Source organism: Oribacterium sp. oral taxon 102, from assembly GCF_013394775.1.
In the GTDB taxonomy this organism is placed as follows: Bacteria; Bacillota; Clostridia; order Lachnospirales; family Lachnospiraceae; genus Oribacterium.
Genome location: NZ_JABXYT010000001.1, coordinates 1,410,547 through 1,429,745, shown reverse-complemented (window position 1 = coordinate 1,429,745; position 19,199 = coordinate 1,410,547). Strand labels below are relative to the sequence as shown.

Genomic DNA, 19,199 nt, shown 5'->3' with positions numbered 1-19,199 from the left:
CGGATCTCACCAGCCCTCATAGCGATTGATTTTGTACTGATTCAGCTTGTACTCGTAGTTCTCCGGCTTATCCCGCCATTCCTTCGTCGACATTCCCACAAATTTCCGGAAATTCCGCTGAAAGGTCGAGATCGAGCTGAAGCCGCAGCCGAACGCCACGGATCGGATGCTCTTATTGCTGCTTCGAAGCTGGACACAGGCGCTGTGTATCCGCACGGAATTGATGTAATCGAGCGGTCCCAGATGCATACAGTCCGTAAAGAGACGGCGAAAGTGCGTCTCCGACAGCGCGCAGAGCCGTGCGAGCTGTCCGATGTACAGCTCCTCCTGATAGTGCTCCTGTATCCTCTGCAGCGCCGGACGAAGCCGCTCGAGGTCTCCGTCCTCCATCCCCTCCTCCGGAATAGGGACACGCACGGCGGCGCTCTCCTTCTCCAGACGCACAATATCCGTCAGGATGAGGCACAATAACGCGTCCGTCTCCTGACGGTAATACTCCCCTTTTTCCTTTTGCTCCTCCAATACCCGGCAGACCTTATCCCAGAGCCCCTCCGCCTCTCCGGGGCAGAAAAAGAATGCCTGCCGGTACAGTCGATCCAGCATCCTGCGGGCACTCGCCTTCCTCCTTGGGAACATATATTCGATCAGTCCCTCGCAGTCCACGAAGAGATACTCCCAGAAGCCCAGCGTTCCCGGCTTCGAATTCGTGGTATGGGGATAATTCGGAGGGAGGAAGGTCAGGCAGCCCGGCTCGAAATGCCGGATCGTATCCTCATAGACCATCTCCCCCTCCCCCTCATGGCAGACCCCGATCTCCGCATAATTATGAAAATGCAGGCAATCGATGCCGTCCCCATATGCCCTGACCCAACTCTGCCCCGTCAGCGCCAGTACGAAGCTGTCCTCCGGCATCTCGTAGTAGCGGAACTGCATCTCCTGTTTTTGTTTCGCCATCTCAGACCTCCCGAAGATGCAGCAGAAGCGACTGGTACTCTCCCGGCAGAAGCGGAAGCGGGATGCCGCGCTCCATCAGCACATCTCCGGTGAAGCGATGAAAAAGAAGCGCCTCCTTTTCCTTGGGCAGATACCACTCTGCGGACTGCATAACAGGCGCGATCCGATATTCCCGTCCGCGCCGAAGTCCGCGGAGCCGGATGTACTCCGCCGGCGTATTACAGTGCTGTGTCCTCGTGACGACAGAAAGCAGCGCCTCCGTCTGATCCGAAGAAACGGTGAGCCATGCGCTGAAGCTGTCCGATCCCATATTCCCGTCCGCTCCGAAGCCTGCCGCCGCGCAGCCCATCGCCGCACCGCTCAGCCTGTAATAATCGCCCTCGTGAAGCAGCACATAATACCTTTTATAAATCTCAATCTGCTGCCGGATCTCCGCACGCTCCCCCGGAGAAAGCGCTGCCGGATCCAGCTCATAGCCGAAGCTCCCGCTCAGTGCTGCGACCGCACGGGTGGCAAGCGGCGTACTGCGCCCCGTCTGATGATTCGGCACGGCAGAAACATGCGCTCCTACCGCGGAGATCGGATAGCCGAAGGATGCGCCGTATTGCAGGGAGAGCCGCTCGATCGCATCCGTATTGTCGCTGAGCCAGATCTGCGGCGTGAAATAGAGCATCCCGAGGTCGAAGCGTCCGCCGCCTCCGCAGCAGCCCTCGATCAGTGTCTCCGGAAACGCTGCCTGCATCCTCCTGAGGAAGTCATAAACCCCCAGCATATAGCGGTGCAGAAGCGCCCCCCGATTCTGCATTGTCCCATCCGCACAGCTCTCTCCCGCAGCAGGCTGCGCATGGGTATATGCCTCCATGATGCTCCGGTTCATATCCATCTTGATGTAGTCGGGCTTCGCCTCCCGAAGCGTCTCCGAGAGATCCCGGAAAATGCGATCCACGACCTCCTGCCGCGAGAAATCCAGCACGAGCTGCATCCTGGAGCGGATCGGCTCCTTGCCCGGAATACGAAAGGCATAATCCGGATGCTCCCGGAAGAGCGCGCTGTCCTCGCTCACCATCTCCGGCTCGATCCAGATTCCGAAGCGGAGCCCTCGCTCCCGGATACCCTCGGCAAGCACTCCGAGCGGCATCCCGAGCTTCTTCGTATTGCACTGCCAGTCTCCAAGCCCGGACAGATCGTTGTCCCGTTTTCCGAACCAGCCATCGTCCATCACGAGAAGCTCGATCCCCAGCTCCTTCGCCTCCTCCGCGAGCCGGAGAATCCGTGTACCGTCGAAGTCGAAATAGCAGCCCTCCCAGGAATTCAGCAGCACCGGACGGCGTGCCTTCATGAAAGTGCCATGCAGGATATGGCGGCTCGTAAAACGATGGAAACGCTGTGAGAGCACAGCGAAGCCCTCCCCGAAGCCCAGTACCGCCTCCGGGCAGCAGAACTGCTCTCCGCTTCCGAGCCTCCACGAGAAATGCGTATCCATCATACCGGCAGAGAGCCGCGTCTGCCCCAGCTGATCCACCTCGGCGGAGATGCGGAAGTTCCCGCTATAAACCAGCGCGAGTCCGTATACCTCTCCGCTGTCCTCCGTGCTGTCCGCGGTGCAGAGCATGACGAAGGGATTGTGCTGGTGACTGGAAGCACCGCGCGAAGAGCCGATCGACTTCTCTCCTGCGGAGAGCCGCTCCCTGTGATAGAGCCGTTCATTCCCGTAGCTGCCGCTGAAGTGTACGAGATCGAAGTGTCCGCGCGGGAAGTCGAGCGCCGCGGAATCCGCCTGCTCAATCCAGACCGGCTCTGCCCCCGCATTCTCCACGATGACAGCGCGGGTCAGGATGTCCTCCTCCTCATAGACCGCATAGAGCAGACGCACCAGAGTGCCGCTGCGGCTGTCCCGAAGCCGGAGCTCGAGACTCTCCGCACCGCTTTCCTCTCCCTCTGTCCGAAAGGCATCCGCCGCGGGCAGCCCGCCGGGCAGCCGGTATTTCCCGGGATAGCGCCGCGCCTCCTCGAAGCGGAGGTCGCTGCCGCAGGCGCCGTCCGCCGTCCGGAGCCGGAAGCCGCTGTGCCGGTAATCTCCATTGCCAAAGGCAGAAAGCTCCTGCGGCAGCGTGTCCGCGGAATAGCTCCTGTCGTTTCCGGCATCATAGGGATTCCCGGAGAAGCCCCGATCCCGGAGAGACAGAAGCGGAAGGAAGCTTCCCTCCGCCCTTCTTCCATAGTAGAGATGGAGCAGATGCCCGTAGGAGCTGATCCCCATCTGATATGTGCTGTGCAGGGTATGCAGCGTCAGAAGTCCCTGCTCCCTGTCATAAATGATTGCCATTTTCCTCTTCCATTCTGCTGAGGAAGCACTGATTTATTTATGGCACACGTGCCGTTGGTCTATGCCGTTTTCGATTTAATCGGCATTTCCTTAATCAGTACTTCCCTGACCATCCTCCCTAAGAGCATGTTCTCCGTTTCAGATCCCACGGAATTCGAAGGTGAAATGAAGCGGCTTCCGCGCGTCTACGAGGTATTCCTCATGCGTCCGCGCGCCCCAGCTGTCGTCCCCGGCAACCCCCATCTGTTTCAGACCGGCACGCACCACGGTATGAAATACCCGCGGGAGCTCATAGGGATGTCTCGCCTCCTCCAGCTGCTCCGGCGTATATGGAATCGCAGAGAGCTCCATCGTTCCCGGACGGGAGGCATAGGGATCATCCTGCCCTTTTCCATTCTCCTCCCGAACCCCGGAGAAGCGTATCCCGCGTCCCCGGTCGTCGGTGAGCTCCGCCCAGCGCACGCCGGTACGATTCCCGCTTTCCTGCGGCACGAGATAGGGCTGCACGTTATCGGAAACCTCCTTCTCATAGATCCCGAGCCGCGCACCGCTCCGCCGGTCGCAATAGTTCTCCGCAGGTCCCAGCCCGTACCAGCGGAGATGCCGGTAATCGGCATCCAGCTTCATCAGGAAGCTGAATTCCGGCATAGGGGAAAGCGCTGCGTCTCCCGCGTAGTCCATCGTCACCCGAACCGCAGCGTCCCCAAAGATCCGGTATGTCACAAGCAGCGTGCTCGGAGCGCCGGTCGGCAGCCATTTTTTGAAGCAGACCTCCACATAGTCCTCCGTCTCGAGAATTTTCGGGTAGGACATCAGCTCCCGCATCAGCTCCGGATTCTCCTTCGCCTCCGGCGGAATCGAGGTCTGGTAGAGGCTTGCCAGCTTCCACGTCCCATAGCGGAACGCCATCTGGTTTCCCTTATCATTGGAGGTCGGCGCGCGCCAGAAATTCGGACGCGGAAGCTCTAAGATCAGCTCCTTCCCCGCATAGCGGTAGGAAACGATACCGCCCTGCAGCCGGGAGAGCAGGATATCAAAATCCGCTCCGCGCACTCCGATGTTCCAGCCTCCGTGAATGACGGTAAGCTTGCCTCTGTGCGGTCTCTCCGGTGCAAAGATCTCATAGACGCCCTGTCCGAACGCGATCTCATGCCCCGCCTCCGCCCAGGCGTTCCTCTCCCGCAGCCGGAAGGAAACCGTGACCGCGTACTCTCCCGCCGTCGTATCCGAAAGATACGGCAACAGAGAGAAGCTCCTCTCGGAGAGCGGCGGAAGCGCTGCCGGGAACGGCTGTTCCCGAAGCAGCTCTCCGTTCCGCTCCACCCGCACGAAGCCGTCGAAGGCGGAGAGATCGGTGAAGAGGAAGCGATTCCGGATCGTGACGCTCTCCCGCTCCACTGTGATCCGAAGTCCCTGGTAATTATACTTCACCTCCTGCATCTTGTCATAGGGCTGCCGTTTTCCATCAATGATGCCGTTTCCGCTGAAATCGTAATCCGTCGGGCGCTCCCCGCAGTCCCCGCCGTATGCCTGATACTCCTCCCCATAGCGGTTCTTCCGACGGAGCGACTGGTCCACAAAGTCCCAGATGAAGCCGCCCTGATAGCGTACTTCCCGATCGGAAAGCTCCGTATATTTGTGCATCGCACCATTGGAATTCCCCATGGCATGCGCATACTCGCAGAGGATGAAGGGCTTTTCTCCGTGCTCACCGAGGAAACGCTCGATATCCGGCACCGAGATATACATCTGCGATTCCATATCCGTCGCGTTCGGATAGCGGCGGTCATGGGCAGTTCCCTCATAGTGTACCAGACGGTACGGATCCTCCTTACGGAAGAAGTCCGCCATCCGCTCGGTATCCTTCCCGCCGAAGGACTCGTTGCCGATCGACCAGATCAGCACGGACGGATGATTCTTGTCCCGCTGATAGGTCGAGTTCACACGATCCAGCAGCATCGGGAGATACTCCTCCCGGTTCCCCGGAAGCGCGTACTCGATCGGTTTTTCGCCTCTTTCGATCAGATCCCAGATTCCGTGCGACTCCATATTGTTCTCGGCGATCATATACAGCCCGTATTCATCGCAGAGCCGGTAAATATCGGAGGCATCCGGATAGTGGCTGGTCCGCACCGCATCGATATTGTTCCGCTTCATACAGATAATGTCCTGCCGCACCTCCTCCGGCTTCGGCACTCTGCCGCGGTCGCAGGAAAATTCATGCCGGTTCACTCCATGGAAGACGATTCGTTTTCCGTTCAGAAGCATGAGCCCATCCTTCAGCTCGAAGCGGCGGAAGCCCACTGCCTCCCGGAAGACCTCCTGCACCGCGCCGTCCTGCCCCAGAATCTCTACATCAAGTACATAAAGTGCCGGATTTTCCGCGCTCCACAGCGCCGGACTCTCCACCTGCGCATTGATCTCCACGCATTCTGCAAGACAGTCGGCGGTACCGCGGACTGCAGTCCTGCCCTCCCGCGAGAGCGTATAGCGGATCTTCCCCGCCGCCTTCGTGAGCTGGAAGCGAAGCTCCAGCTCGCCCTTCGTGAGACTGCTGTCCAGAAGCGCCCGGATCCGAAGGTCATAGACATGGATCTCCGGCAGCGTAAAGAGAATAACCTCGCGGAAAATACCGGAGAAGCGGTAGAAGTCCTGATCCTCCAGCCAGCTCGAGGCCGTCCACTTGAAGACCTGCACCGCGAGCTTCTGCTCCCCCTCTGTGAGAAAGGGTGTCAGCTCAAACTCGGACGGTGTGAAGCTGTCCTCGCTGTAGCCGACGAAGCTGCCGTTCATAAAGAGCGCGAAGCCGGACTCCACGCCCTGAAAGGAGATGTAGAGACGCCGTCCGCGCATCTCCTCCGGAATCGTGAAATACTTCACATAGCTTGCCACCGGATTGAAGCTCTCCGGAATCTCGCCCGGCTCGATCTCGTCCCGTCCGTCCCAGGGGTACTGCGTATTGACATATGCCGGTACGTCGTAGCCCTCCATCTGGATATGCGCCGGCACCCTGATATCCTCCCAGCTCCGTGCATCATAGGAAAGTGCCTCGAAGCCCGGAACCGCTGCGGCGTAGTTCCTCGCATAATGAAATTTCCATACTCCGTCGAGGCTCTGCCGGAGACTGCTCCTGCCGAACCTAAGCTCCTCCCGGCTTCGATAAACCGTATGATCCGAATGCGCCGGCAGTACATTCAGCTTGAAGATCTTCGGATCCTTCACGATCGCATACTCAAATTTCTCTCTCATCTCACACCTCTGTCCATGCCAATCCTGCTGCGTCCTCTGCCGAAGTCTACTTCACCGCTCCGGTGATGCCCTCCGCAAACTGCTTCTGCAGGATGAAGAAGATAATCATCGTCGGAACCGAGCAGAACAGAACGCCCATCATCAGCACGCCGTAGTCCACGGAATACCCTGCCGAAAGGTTCGCGATCAGCATCGGCATGTTCATCGCCGAGCTGTCGGTATTCATCACCACCTTCGGCCACATATAGGAGTTCCATGCGCCCATGAAGGTAATGACCGCCGCCGCCGCATAGGTGGAACGCATAACCGGAAGGTACATCCGTCCGAAGATCTGCAGCTCACTGAGCCCGTCCAGCCGCGCCGCCTCCATGATATCGATCGGGAAATTCCTCGAATTCTGCCGAAACATCATAATCATAAACGGCGTGGAAATAGAGGGCAGGATGAATGCCCAGACGGTATTCAGGAGATGCATCCCGCTGACCATGCGGAAGAGTGGGATCATCGTCGCCACCTGCGGCACCATCATTGCGAGCAAAAGTATGCCGAAGAGCCGATCCTTCTGCTTATCATGGTAGAGCTCGAAGCCGAAGCCCGCGAGAGAGCAAATCGCAAGGCAGAGCACCGTCTGTACCAGAGCGTAGCGGAAGGAATTTCCCAGTGCCCTCCACAGCGGCTGCTGCGCCAGAAGGTTCGCGAAGTTCGTCCGCGCGAAGGTACCGAAGAGGATCTTACCCCTTGCGATCTCAATCGAGGCATTGGTCGCCGCCGTAATCATCCAGTACAGCGGGAAAACAGAGAAAAGACACCAGATAATCAGGAAAATATAGCTCGGAAGCAGACGCCGCTGGATCGACGATCCGTTCGCTTTCACACCCGTCTTAATTGTCACGCTTGTCACCTGCTTTCAGATTGATAAAGGCGAGCACCGCCACCATGAGAAACACCACGAAGCTGAGCGCGGAGGAATAGCCGAAGTTGCCGACGCCCTGTCCGAAGGAATTATTGTAAATGTAGTGCGACATCGTGATCGTCGAGTTCGCAGGACCGCCGCCGGTCAGATTCACAGACTCGTCGAAGAGCTGCAGGGTGCCGTTGATCGACATGATGAAGGTCATAATGATGACCGGGCGAAGCAGCGGGACAGTAATGCCCCAGAAGGTCTTCCAGCCATTGGCGCCGTCGATCTTCGCCGCCTCATATACAGAATACTCGATATTTTGCAGACCTGCCAGATAAAAAACCATGTTATAACCGGTCCAGCGCCAGATCAATGCGATAATGATGACCATCCGCGCCGACCACGGCGTCCCCAGAAAATTGAAATTCTCCCGAAAAAGCCCCAGCTGCACCAGAACGGTATTGATAAGCCCCTGTGTCGCGAACAGCGACTTGAAGATCAGCGCATAGGAAACCAGAGAGGTCGCGCAGGGCAGAAAAACCAGTGTACGAAAGAGCCCGCGGAAACGAAGATGCTTATTGTTCAGAAGCTGCGCCAGCAGGATCGCCAGGAGCAGCATGATCGGTACCTGGATCAGCAGGTAGAAAAAGGTATTCCCGACCGCCCTAAGAAAAAGCTTGTCCTGCAGCATCCGGGTATAGTTGTTGAAAATCGGCGTCGTCCACTGCATATTTGCGGGCGATCCCTTCTTCAGGGAAATGACAAACGCCTGCGCCATCGGATAGAAATTCAGGACAAAGATCAGGATGCTTGCGGGCAGCAGGAAAAACCACCCCGCCCGGTTCTGCTTCGCAGCAACCGATCCTGTATGTTTCTTATTCATAACGATTCTCCTCCTTTTTCCTTGCATCCTGCCGCCAAAGTTCTGCCGTCTGTTCCGAAGAGATGCCTCGCCGGAGCCCTATTCCGGATAGGCTCCGAAACAGGGCTCCGGCTCCCCCTGAAGCCCGGCGGGGACAGTCAGACGGAAGCCCGGCGGAGAGGCATGCCTCCCGCCGGGAACGGATTCCGGATCAGCCCTGCATTGCAAACTTCACCTGATCCTCCGCGTCCTGTATCGCAGCCGTCTCGTCTCCGCCATTGATGATATTCTGGATGGCGGTCGCAACCTGTGTACGGCACGGATAATGGTAATCGCTCTGCTCTACAACCGGAACATTGGCACCCATCGCCACGATCTCGGCATAGACCGGCGTATTGTTGAAAAACTCGACGCCCTGCTGATATACATCCGACTTACCTGCAGAAATCGAGCAGGTGATGACACCGCCGTCCTTCAGCGCCGCATCATAGGTCTCTACGGAGCCTGCGCCGAAGGTCTTTCCCAGGAAGTCCTGCGCAAGCGCGAGCTTCTTGCAGTTAGAGGTGATGTAGAGAGAGGAACCGCCGTTGGAGGCGAAGCCCTCCCTGCCCTTCCCCTCCAATGTCGGCATGGAGGTGATCTCCCACTTTCCGGAGTTCTCCTTCACCTGCTCGATCGTCGGAATGATCCAGTTTCCGTTCATCACGCCTGCTACCATATCGCCCTTGATGGTCTGGTCGGTATAGTCGGACCAGCTGTTCGCGAGGTAAAGCGCCTTCGCGTCCACGGCGCGCTTAATCACATCGATCAGCTTCATGAACTTCTCATTGTGTACGAGGTTCGGCTGTCCGTCCTTGAACTGGGACTCGCCCTCCGCCTGCAGCATCATGTACGGCAGGTCGTTTCCGTCGCCGTCCATGGAGAGCAGATACTTGCCGGTCTTCTCATAGACCGCCTTGCCGATCTCGATCCACTCATCCCATGAAATTCCCTTCATGTCTTCCAGCTTGTAGCCCGCCTCCGCAAGGAGATCCGTCCTGTAGGCGAAGATCACCGTGCCGTTGTCCACCGGCATGCCATAGTGCTTCCCGTCGATCGTAGAGTAGGACAGCTTCTCCGCACCGAAGTCGCTCCAGTCAATGTCGGCACCCTCGAAGCTCTGCCATGCATCCGGAAAATCCGTCACATACTTCTGGAAATAATGATCCTGGAAAAGCACGATATCCGGAAGTGTGCCGTAGTCTCCTGCGGAGCCGGCAAGCGTTACCGCATTCTCTACATCCGAGGACTGTGAAACCTGCACGATATCCAGCTTGAAATCCGGATTGACATTCTTCTTGTAGTCCGCCTCTGCAGCCTTCAGCGCAGGGATATTGAAGTTCGCGTCCCAGGCGTATACGGATAGGGTGTTCTCATCCTCGGAAGCTGTATCTACCGAGGCGGTGGTCTCTGCCACATTCTCCGCTGCCGCCGGGGTCTCTGCCGCAGCGGAGCTGGCCGCCGGGGCCGACGGAGACGCGCTGCATGCCGTCATGGAAGCCAGCATCGCTCCGCCGAGAACTACGGATAGCATTTTTCTTTTCATAATAAATCCCTCCTGCTAATGATTTGTGTCTTGTGCAATATGATGTATCCTTTCTGCACATTTCTTGTTTCTGTAGGTATTTTATCACTTATCCGGCACTCCGCAACTATATATTTGCGCATAATAGGCGCATTTTCAACCACTTACAGCATTTTGACCGCTTATCCGATATTTCATCTCCGGATATTGGATATTTTTAAGCAATGTTCCGGTCATTACAGCATCCGTACTATTTCTTTTCGAGAATGAAAACTGTATTTTCGACCATTCCCCGCAGCGCTTTGCCTCTCGAACCGCTGTTTTTTTCTCATTTGCTGTTGAACCCGTTTCCGAACCCATTTCGTTTCCCGCCGGACAGTTCTTGCATCAAAAGCAACAGATCAGGCAAGCCATTGTCATACCAGTCATAAAGATCTGCTTGCTTCAACCGTTACACACAAAAAAAGAGCGGACAGCCTGAAACTGTCTGCTCTTCCGATGCAGAAGATGGGAGTTGAACCCACATGAGTGTTAGCTCACACGGACCTGAACCGTGCGCGTCTGCCATTCCGCCACTTCTGCATTGCCGCGACCGCTCTCGCGAACTCGTTTATATTAGCAAATAAAGAGAATTCCGTCAAGCGGTTTTTTTCTGTATAAGCTCCTGTGCAGCGACGGAGCAGCCGCCATGCCCGCATGTGCGGATGCTCCGGCATTGCACAGGGCAACAGGTATGAGCAAAGAGCCCGATAGGGCGGATTGCGAATGCCTGTTAGCGGCACGAAAGCTGCAGGGCAGCGAAGTGACGCGTGAGCTTATACAGCACGGATGCGATCCGGCGACGGAGCAGCCGCCATGCCTGCATGTGCGAATGCTCCGGCATTGCACAGGGCAACAGGTATGAGCAAAGAGCCCGATAGGGCGGATTGCGAATGCCTGTTAGCGGCACGAAAGCTGCAGGGCAGCGAAGTGACGCGTGAGCTTATACAGCACGGATGCGATCCGGCGGCGGAGCAGCCGCCATGCCTGCATGTGCGAATGCTCCGGAAAACGCTCCTACTTTCTGACCTTGATGACCACCTTCTTCACCTGCATGGGCTCCCCTGCCACACAGCCGGGACGGTGCGCCTCCTCCGGCTCCACCACGATGAGGTCTCCCTCCGTGAGGAGCACCCTGCCCGGCAGCTCCGGCTCTTCAAAAAAGCAGACGTCATTCTCTTCCCTTCGCTCCGTCACATGAAGCCCTTCCCGCTTCGCTACCCCGAAGTACTCGCGTCCGCTGACCATATACTGCACATCGAAGAACAGGTCATGCGCCTCAAACCTCTTGCTTCCCTCCGGTACTGTCTCATATTGCTGTACGCTGGCATAAATATCCTCTCCAAGGATCGGATAGCGTCCCGGCACCATATTTTTCACATCGTTATCCCGCAGCCAGCGATAGGCTGTCCGGAATGCCTCGCTCAGGTAATCGTACTTCTCCGAAAGTGCAATAAAACTAAAAAACATATTCTCCCTCCTGCTTGTGCCCCCTCCGTCTGTTTCCGCCGATATAACAGTCTCAGACCCGTCAGATAAGGCTGCGCCTTTCTAAGAGCGGGGATTCCCTTTTTCTGCTTCCCTCAATTCCTCCCCTTACTCTCAGATTCATCATGCTATTTTCACCGACTGCTTCAGTCGGAAAAATACCGGGGATAATACGCCCGGAGGCTGTCCGCCTTCCAGAGCACCGACTGATAATGCGTTTGCAGCACCAGAATGGCAGCCTTCGTATCCTTCCGCAGGATATTGTCAAGCAGCATCCGATACTCTGCCTCGCTCTGTTCCCATGCCGACATCTCCACGGCGCGCATCCCATAATCGAAGGTGCTGTACAGAAGATACCGAACCCGAAGCAGGTCGCTGTCCAGCGTTCGAAAAAAATCCCACACAGCCTCCCTGCGGCAGATCTCCGATAGGAGACGATGCAGAGAATCCTTTTCTCTCATATATAGGAGAATATTTTCCTCCCGCTCTTCTCCCCTCGCCTGCCGATCCCTCAGCCGGTCGATCCTGCGAAGAAAGCGCTCCAGACTTCTCCGCTCCTCTGCCCCGAGCCTGCGCTCCCCGAGCTCCCGCAGGATCTCCTGCTCCAGCGTAATGTGCGCATCCACTGCCTGCCTGACCCGATCCATATCGATCAGAGACACGAAGGTTCCGCTTCGGGAAAGCACCGATACATACCCCTCCTCACAAAGTCTGGAAATGCCGTCTCTCAGGATCGTCCTGCTGACCTCCAGGCTTTCTGCCAGACCGTTCTCGCTCAGCTTCTCTCCGGGCAGCAGGTCAAAGCGGAGAATCCTGCTCTTCAGGAGTCCGTAAATCACATCCCTGCTGTTGATCTCTTCCGTATGTCCCGTACTTCGAGAAAGCGCCGATGTCATTCTGTCTTCTCTCTGCATATCAGTATACTGTATAAGTCCCCTGTCAGGCGGACGAAGTCGAAGCAGGCGCAATCCCTGAAATTGCATACCAGTTTTTGAAGCATCTCCAAAATAGCACATCAGCCTCGGAATTGCAATGGCTTTTTTGACCTTCTGCTCAAATTGTTTTCTTTTTTTTAAAGCTTTTTGGCGCTTTCCTCCTTCTCTGTATCGTGTATGAATTTACGCAGCAAGGGATTTTCCTATTTTCTGCATTCCGGAATTGATTTTTTCTCCAAAGATGCTACAATTTTTATGAATACAAGCAGTATACTGGGCTTCATACGGAAAACAAGCTTCCTGTGGCGCGGAAAAGCGCCTGTGGCAGCGCTGCGGCAGACAGTTATTGCATACCAGGAGGATCTATGTCAAAGCTTCTGCCCAGCGCAGCATATCGGACGGAGCCAATTGAAGAACAGAACGATCAGCGTCAGATGGCATACCAGAGTATTTTACAGTCTATTCTTTCCCTGGAGTATGCCCCGGCGAAAAAGCTCGGCGAGCAGGAGCTGGCAGAGCTGCTCGGTGTCAGCAGAACGCCGGTTCACGACGCGCTGCTGAAGCTGCAAAGAGAGCGGCTCGCGGATATTCCGCCTCGGAGAGGTGCCTTCGTCTCCTTCCTCAGCGAAGAGCGGATCCGAAACGGGATGTGGCTGCAGGAAAAGATAACCCTGTCCGTGCTGCACCGCTATTTCATGGATCATATTGAGAAAAAAAGACTGCTGCCTCTGTCCGGGCTTCTCCGGCAGGCAGAGAAGAGGCTGGAGGAAGGTACAGAATGCTATTCTTCCGCTATGGACAGCTTCTATGAATTGCTGTTTCAGCTTCCCGGCTGCTGTCAGCACCTCCGACAGTCTCTCCGCTATGCCTCAGGCGACTTTCTCCGCTGCCTTCGTCTGGCGCAGCGCGAGCCCTCCCTCTGCCGCCTGCAGCTTACACTGCACCGCTGTCTTATCTCTGCGCTGGAGCAGAGAAACGGCGAGGAAGCATGCCGGATCTACTGTGCTGTGCTTTCTCTCTTAGAGGAAAGGCTGCCGGCACTGATCAAATGCTATCCGGACTATTTCTGCTCGTGATTCCCTCGTCGCGGGCATAGCACCCCATAAGGAGACCTCTATGGTTTTTGGAAATATATACAGCCCCTTTTTCGAGGAACAGGCTTCGCTTCTGCCTCCCCCGCTCTCCGCGGCGCTTCGCTATCTTCGGGAGACGGATCTCATGGCGCATGCGCCGGGTCACTTCGAGCTCCTGCTCTCCGGCATTCCCATGATTTTACAGGTTCTGGATCTGCATACCGCTCCGAGGGAAACGCTTCGTCCGGAAGTCCACCGAAAATATATCGATGTACAGTTCCTCGCCGGAGGCGGACCGGAATATGCCGTCTTCTACCATGACGACGGAAAAAGCGTAGTCTCGGAGGATCTGCTCGATACCCCCAGAGACATCCTATTCTATGAGCAGAGGGAGGTTCTGGAGGGACGCATCCCCATGGAGCCCGGAAGCTATGCCGTTTTTCTTCCGTGGGACATTCACATCCCGACGGTCGCCGTCTCCTCTCCCGTTCCGATCCGAAAGATCGTGCTCAAGGTTCCCATGGACAGTATCTTCCCTCTGTATAGCCGAAAAGGCAGGGAAGCGGAGAAATCTGGTGCATAAGGTACGAACGACAATCTTTCCTCTGTCCTCATCCTGCCCGCGCTGTACCGAGCTCCGGGAAAACGGAACAGCGCCGCCGGATTTTCTGAAGATACGCTTTGGGGAAATATCTTGAAAACAACGGAGAATCGCTGAAAAACCGACCGCACTGCCAATGGCAGTACAGTCGGTTTTTACTATAAGCCTTTTATCGCTGTGCAAGCTGCTCTCCGGCAAGCTCCCTCGCCCTCTCCAGCGCCGCATCGAGCTTCGCGGCATCCTTTCCGCCCGCCTGCGCCATATTCGGGCGTCCGCCGCCGCCCCCGCCGACGATCGGCGCGATCGCCTTGATGAGATTTCCAGCGTGCGCGCCTGCCTTAATCGCGGCATCCGTCGCGGTTGCCATCAGGAATGGCTTCCCCTCCGTTACGGCGCCGAGAACCACGAAGGCATCTCCGAACTGCTCCTTCAGCTGGTCTCCGAGATTTCGAAGTCCGTTCATATCCACATCCGAGAGTTCCTTCACGATCAGACTGATCCCGCCGAGCTTCTCCGCAGAGACCTCCCCCATGGACTGATTGGCAAGCTTCGCCTTCAGCGCTTCCTTCTCGGAATTCGCCTCCCGAAGCTCCTTCTCCAGCGCCTCAATCCGCTCGGAAAGGTGCGAAGCATCGGTTTTCAAGAGAGCCGCTGCCCTGTGCAGCTGCTCCTCTCCCCTTGCGAAATACTCCATCAGGCCGGCGGAGGTGAGAGCCTCGATCCGACGCACCCCGGCGGCGACGCCCTGCTCCGAGATGATCTTCATCGCCTGAATCTCCGCAGTGTTCTTCACATGAGTGCCGCCGCAGAGCTCTCTGGAGAATTCCCCGACGGAAACCACGCGGACGGAATCGCCGTACTTCTCGCCGAAAAGCGCTGTCGCACCGCTCCGCTTCGCCTCCTCGATGCCCATGATCTCCGTGCGCACCGGCGTACACTTCACGATCTCAGCATTGACAAGCGCTTCCACTCTGCGAAGCTCCTCCGGAGAGAGCGCCTGAAAATGCGTGAAGTCGAAGCGAAGCCGCTTGCTGTCATAGTATGCGCCCGCCTGCTCCACGTGCTCTCCGAGCACCTCACGGAGCGCCTTCTGGAGAAGATGGGTCGCAGTATGGTTCCGTGCGGTGCGCGCCCGATTCTCCGCATCCACGGAGAGCGTCACCCGGTCGCCGGTCTGGAACATCCCGGAGCGCATCCTGCCGATATGCGCCTGCTTCCCGCCCTGCAGGGCGATCGTTTCCTCTACGCAGAATTCGCCGTTTGCGGCGCGGATCACGCCGATATCGCCTGCCTGTCCGCCCATCGTGGCATAGAAGGGAGTCCTTTTTGTGAGAATGGAGCAGCGTTCCCCATCGGTCACCGCGTCGGCAATCTCGTCCTCGGACTCTCCATCGGAGAGCTTCACCAGCGCGGTAATCTCAGAGGTATCCTCCAGCGTCTCATAGCCGGTGAACTCGGTCGTGAGGTCTGCATCGAGCTTCTGATAGATATCGTCGCGCCCCATATAGTTGGTCGTCTTCCGGGCGGATCTTGCCGTCTCCCGCTGCACCTGCATTGCCCTCTGGAAGCCCTCCTCGTCGAGCGAGAGCTGTCTGTCTGCGAGAATCTCGCGGGTCAGATCGATCGGGAAGCCGTAGGTATCGTAGAGCCGAAACGCCTCCTCCCCGGAGAGCATCCGTTCTCCGCGCGCCTCCATCGCTGCCGAAAGCTCGTTCAGCATCTCCAGCCCCTTGTCGATGGTCTTCAGAAAACGCTCCTCCTCCTGATCGATCACGCGGAGGATCATCGCCTGCTTCTCGATCAGCTCCGGATAGCCGTCTCCGGACAGCGCGATCGCCTTCTCAGAGAGTCTCGCCATGAACCTGCCCTCGATGCCAAGCATCTTTCCGTGCCGTGCCGCGCGGCGGAGCAGACGGCGGAAAACATAGCCTCTGCCCTCATTGGACGGCATGATGCCGTCGCTCGCCATAAAGGTACAGCTCTTCACATGGTCGGCAATGATGCGGAAGGAAACGTCCTTCACGCTGTCCTCCTCATAGCGGGCATGCGCGAGCTGACCGATCTCCTCCATCATCGCCTGATTCGTATCCACATCGAAAAGCGACGGCACATCCTGACATACGACGGCGAGCCGCTCGAGCCCCATGCCAGTATCGATATTTTTCTGAATCAGCTCGGAATAGTTGCCCTTGCCGTCATTGTTGAACTGGGAGAATACAATGTTCCAGACCTCCATAAAGCGGTCGCCCTCACCGCCCATAACGTCCTCCGGCCCATTTCCGTATTTTTCGCCGCGGTCATAATAGATCTCGGAGCAGGGGCCGCAGGGGCCGGCGCCATGCTCCCAGAAATTATCCGCCTTGCCGAAGCGGTAGATCCGATCCTCTGCGATGCCGATCTCCTCATGCCAGACGCGGAATGCCTCCTCATCATCCAGATAGATCGAGGGATAGAGCCGGTCAGCCGGGATCCCGACGCGCTCCGTCAGGAATTCCCATGCGAAATGAATCGCCTCGGACTTAAAGTAATCGCCGAAGGAGAAATTGCCGAGCATCTCGAAGAAGGTGCCGTGCCGTGCCGTCTTGCCGATATTCTCGATGTCGCCGGTTCGGATGCACTTCTGGCAGGTCGTCACGCGTCTCCGCGGCGGAATCTCCTGCCCTGTGAAGTAGGGCTTCAGCGGCGCCATGCCGGAGTTGATCAGCAGCAGGCTGTTATCATTATGCGGAACCAGTGAAAAGCTCTTCATCTTCAGGTGCCCCTTCTCCTCGAAAAAGTCCAGGAACATCCGTCGTAATTCATTGACACCATATCTCTGCATTGTCATCTCTCCCTTGTAATCTCTCCCTTAATATAAAAGCATAAATCAATTTTTTTATGATAGCACAGTTATGCCGCATACGCAAATATATCGTCAGCTTCACGGATGCAGCTATGCGGGCAGCCTCTCCAGCAGCTCGTAGCAGCGCCTCTCTGTGAGCTCCGCATACTTTTTGAGATATGCGATATTTTCCTCCGCGGCGGAGCCTCCGGTATTGACCTCCTTCATCGCCGTGAGTCTCCGCTCCCTCCGGAACTGCTTCTGGCTCTCCCGAAAATCCGCACGCTTCTTCTCCGAAAGCTGAGACAGCAGCTCCGCTGAAATCCTCTGGAGCTCGGTATCCCAGAGGGCTGCAATCTGCTGCTCCTGCTCCCGCGCGGCGATCCGGCTGCGCTGTCTCCGGAGCGCAGCCTGCTCCTCGGAAAGCCTCGAAAGCTCGAGCCGGAAGCGCTCGGACGGCGATTCCAGCTCGGGGCTATGCTCTATCAGATCCGTTTCCGGAAGACTCTCTCCGGGAGACAGCTCCTCTGTCGGCCTGCCTTCATAGTAGCGCCTGAGGCGGAATTGCAGAATGCCCTGAAAGACGGCGGAGAAAAGAATGCAGAAAAGGAGCAGAAGCAAAAGCCTCTGCCCCGGGCGCGGCGGTCTGTGCGCCTTCTCTCTCCTTCGCGCCGGAATCCGGATTCGCTCCTCGCTCCGCATCAGCGCATCCACTTCTCATAAAGACTGAGGATCTGGCTCGTAAACTTCGCGAGATCCTTGTTCGCGCCGCCATAGTTCGCCTTCACCGCTGTAAACAGCTTCTCATACGCCGAGAGCAGCCGGTCATAGGCAGCTCCGGCACTCCGCTGCCGCGGCTCTGCTGCCGGCAATGCAGACATTTCCTTCACAAACGGAACCGGCTCCGCGATCCGTATCCATTCATTCCGCGCGAGATCGAAGCTCGAGCCAGAATACGGGCAGTCGACGCGGAACCCCTTCTCCGAGAGCAGCCCCGACAGTGTCTCCATCGCCCCGTCGTCTCCATGAACCAGAAAGACGCGCTCCGGTCTCTCCTCATAAGCAGAAATCCAGCGGACAAGCCCTGCCTGATCCGCATGGCTGGACATCGCCTGCATGGTCGCGATCTCTGCCTCCACCGCGATCTCCTCTCCGAAGAGCTTCACCTTGTCCGCATGCTCCAGCAGGAGCCGTCCCAGCGTACCCTCCGCCTGATACCCGGCGAAAACGATTGTACACTCCTTCCTCCAGACATTGTGCTTGATATGGTGGCGGATTCGTCCCGCGTCACACATTCCCGAGGCGGAAATGATGACCTTCGGCGTATCGTCGAGGTTGATGAGCTTCGACTCATCAGAGGTGATGGACAGCTTCAGTCCCCGGAACGCGATCGGATTGATGCCGTGCTCTACCAGCATCCGCGTCTCCTCGTCATAGCACTGCGAGAGCTCCCGGGTAAAGACATGGGTCGCCTCCACCGCCAGCGGACTGTCGACATAGACCGGAAAATCCTCATGTCCGCGGATCAGGTGCTGCTGCTTGATCGCGCGATACAGATAGAGCAGCTCCTGCGTCCGTCCCACCGCGAATGCCGGCAGCACCACATTTCCGCCCCGATCCAGCGTGCGCTGCGTGATCTCCACGAGATCCCGCAGATGGTCGCTGCATAGCTCATGGAGCCGGTCGCCGTAGGTGGACTCCATGATGACATAGTCGGCGCTGTGGATATACTCCGGGTCGCGGATCAGCGGCTTCCCGAAGTTTCCGATATCGCCGGAAAAAACCAGCTTTTTCTGCACCGTTCCCTCCATGAGGAAAACCTCGATGCTGGCGCTCCCCAGAAGATGCCCTGCATCCACGAAGCGGATGCACACCCCGTCTCCAAGCTCGGTCTCCTGTCCGTAATCCAGACCGTAAAAGAGCTCCAGCGCATCGTGCGCATCATTCAGATCATAGATCGGCACAACCTCGGCACGACCCAGCCGCTTCCCCTTCCGGTTCCGCCATTCCGCCTCCTGCATCTGGATGTGGGCGCTGTCGCGGAGCATGATCTCCGAGAGCGCCGCCGTTGCCTTCGTCGCGAGTATGGTTCCGTGGAAGCCGTTCTTCACCGCATAAGGAATCATCCCCGCGTGGTCAATGTGCGCATGCGTCAGCAAAATGTAGTCCAGATCCGAATATTTGATCGGCATGGGCGCGTTTTCGTAGACGTTTTTGCCCTGCTCCATCCCGCAGTCGATCGCGATATTCAGCCCGCACGCCTCTAAAAGGTGCAGAGAGCCCGTCACCTCATGATTCGCACCGATAAAAGAAAGTCTCATAGCCGCCTCCCGTCAGGAATTATTTTTTAATTATAGCAATATTGCTATAAAAATTCCAGTAAGGA

At 57.1% G+C, this 19,199-nt stretch carries 14 protein-coding genes and 1 tRNA gene; 2 read left to right on the top strand and 13 right to left on the bottom strand.

Going from position 1 to position 19,199, the window contains the following annotated elements:
- Positions 1-6: 6 nt before the first annotated feature.
- From HW273_RS06550 to HW273_RS06505, 10 genes are all read right to left on the bottom strand, one after another.
- Entirely contained in the window at positions 7-954 is a 948-nt protein-coding gene (locus HW273_RS06550) for an AraC family transcriptional regulator (protein WP_179011011.1), read from the bottom strand.
- Between the two features lies 1 nt (position 955).
- On the bottom strand, positions 956-3,280 hold the full coding sequence (locus HW273_RS06545; RefSeq protein WP_179011010.1) for an alpha-galactosidase: 2,325 nt from the start codon (positions 3,278-3,280) through the stop codon (positions 956-958).
- A 138-nt stretch (positions 3,281-3,418) separates the two neighbouring features.
- Entirely contained in the window at positions 3,419-6,529 is a 3,111-nt protein-coding gene (locus tag HW273_RS06540) for a glycoside hydrolase family 2 TIM barrel-domain containing protein (protein WP_179011009.1), read from the bottom strand.
- 46 nt (positions 6,530-6,575) lie between these two features.
- Entirely contained in the window at positions 6,576-7,415 is an 840-nt protein-coding gene (locus tag HW273_RS06535; RefSeq protein ID WP_334298220.1) for a carbohydrate ABC transporter permease, read from the bottom strand.
- Complete coding sequence (locus HW273_RS06530; RefSeq protein ID WP_179011008.1) at positions 7,411-8,313, bottom strand: carbohydrate ABC transporter permease; 903 nt, start codon at positions 8,311-8,313, stop codon at positions 7,411-7,413. Before HW273_RS06530 ends, HW273_RS06535 begins: the two co-directional genes overlap by 5 nt.
- A 190-nt stretch (positions 8,314-8,503) precedes the next feature.
- A complete protein-coding gene (locus HW273_RS06525; protein WP_179011007.1) occupies positions 8,504-9,877 on the bottom strand; it encodes an ABC transporter substrate-binding protein in 1,374 nt (457 codons plus the stop codon).
- Between the two features lie 135 nt (positions 9,878-10,012).
- Positions 10,013-10,216 carry a hypothetical protein gene (locus tag HW273_RS06520; protein WP_179011006.1) on the bottom strand — a complete coding sequence of 68 codons (204 nt, stop codon included), beginning with the start codon at positions 10,214-10,216 and terminating at the stop codon, positions 10,013-10,015.
- 139 nt (positions 10,217-10,355) lie between these two features.
- Positions 10,356-10,438: transfer RNA gene (locus HW273_RS06515), tRNA-Leu, on the bottom strand.
- A 474-nt stretch (positions 10,439-10,912) separates the two neighbouring features.
- A complete protein-coding gene (locus tag HW273_RS06510; protein WP_179011005.1) occupies positions 10,913-11,365 on the bottom strand; it encodes a YhcH/YjgK/YiaL family protein in 453 nt (150 codons plus the stop codon).
- A gap of 164 nt (positions 11,366-11,529) precedes the next feature.
- A complete protein-coding gene (locus HW273_RS06505) occupies positions 11,530-12,279 on the bottom strand; it encodes a GntR family transcriptional regulator (protein ID WP_179011004.1) in 750 nt (249 codons plus the stop codon).
- Positions 12,280-12,683: 404 nt separating this feature from the next.
- Between HW273_RS06505 and HW273_RS06500 the strand changes: the two genes are divergently transcribed.
- Together HW273_RS06500 and HW273_RS06495 are read left to right on the top strand one after the other, a co-directional pair.
- Positions 12,684-13,394 carry a GntR family transcriptional regulator gene (locus HW273_RS06500; protein WP_179011003.1) on the top strand — a complete coding sequence of 237 codons (711 nt, stop codon included), beginning with the start codon at positions 12,684-12,686 and terminating at the stop codon, positions 13,392-13,394.
- Between the two features lie 40 nt (positions 13,395-13,434).
- Positions 13,435-13,974, top strand: coding sequence for a YhcH/YjgK/YiaL family protein (locus tag HW273_RS06495; protein WP_179011002.1), 540 nt, complete (start codon positions 13,435-13,437; stop codon positions 13,972-13,974).
- Between the two features lie 187 nt (positions 13,975-14,161).
- Here the strand turns inward: HW273_RS06495 and alaS are convergent, their stop codons facing one another.
- The 3 genes from alaS to HW273_RS06480 form a co-directional block, all read right to left on the bottom strand.
- Positions 14,162-16,813 carry an alanine--tRNA ligase gene (gene alaS / locus HW273_RS06490; RefSeq protein WP_179011001.1) on the bottom strand — a complete coding sequence of 884 codons (2,652 nt, stop codon included), beginning with the start codon at positions 16,811-16,813 and terminating at the stop codon, positions 14,162-14,164.
- Between the two features lie 111 nt (positions 16,814-16,924).
- Positions 16,925-17,515, bottom strand: a complete 591-nt coding sequence (locus HW273_RS06485) for a lysozyme inhibitor LprI family protein (RefSeq protein ID WP_179011000.1) — start codon at positions 17,513-17,515, stop codon at positions 16,925-16,927.
- Positions 17,515-19,134 (bottom strand): MBL fold metallo-hydrolase RNA specificity domain-containing protein, encoded by a 1,620-nt coding sequence (locus HW273_RS06480; RefSeq protein WP_179010999.1) that lies wholly within the window; start codon positions 19,132-19,134, stop codon positions 17,515-17,517. The genes HW273_RS06485 and HW273_RS06480 overlap by 1 nt, the downstream gene beginning before the upstream one ends.
- Positions 19,135-19,199 lie beyond the last annotated feature (65 nt).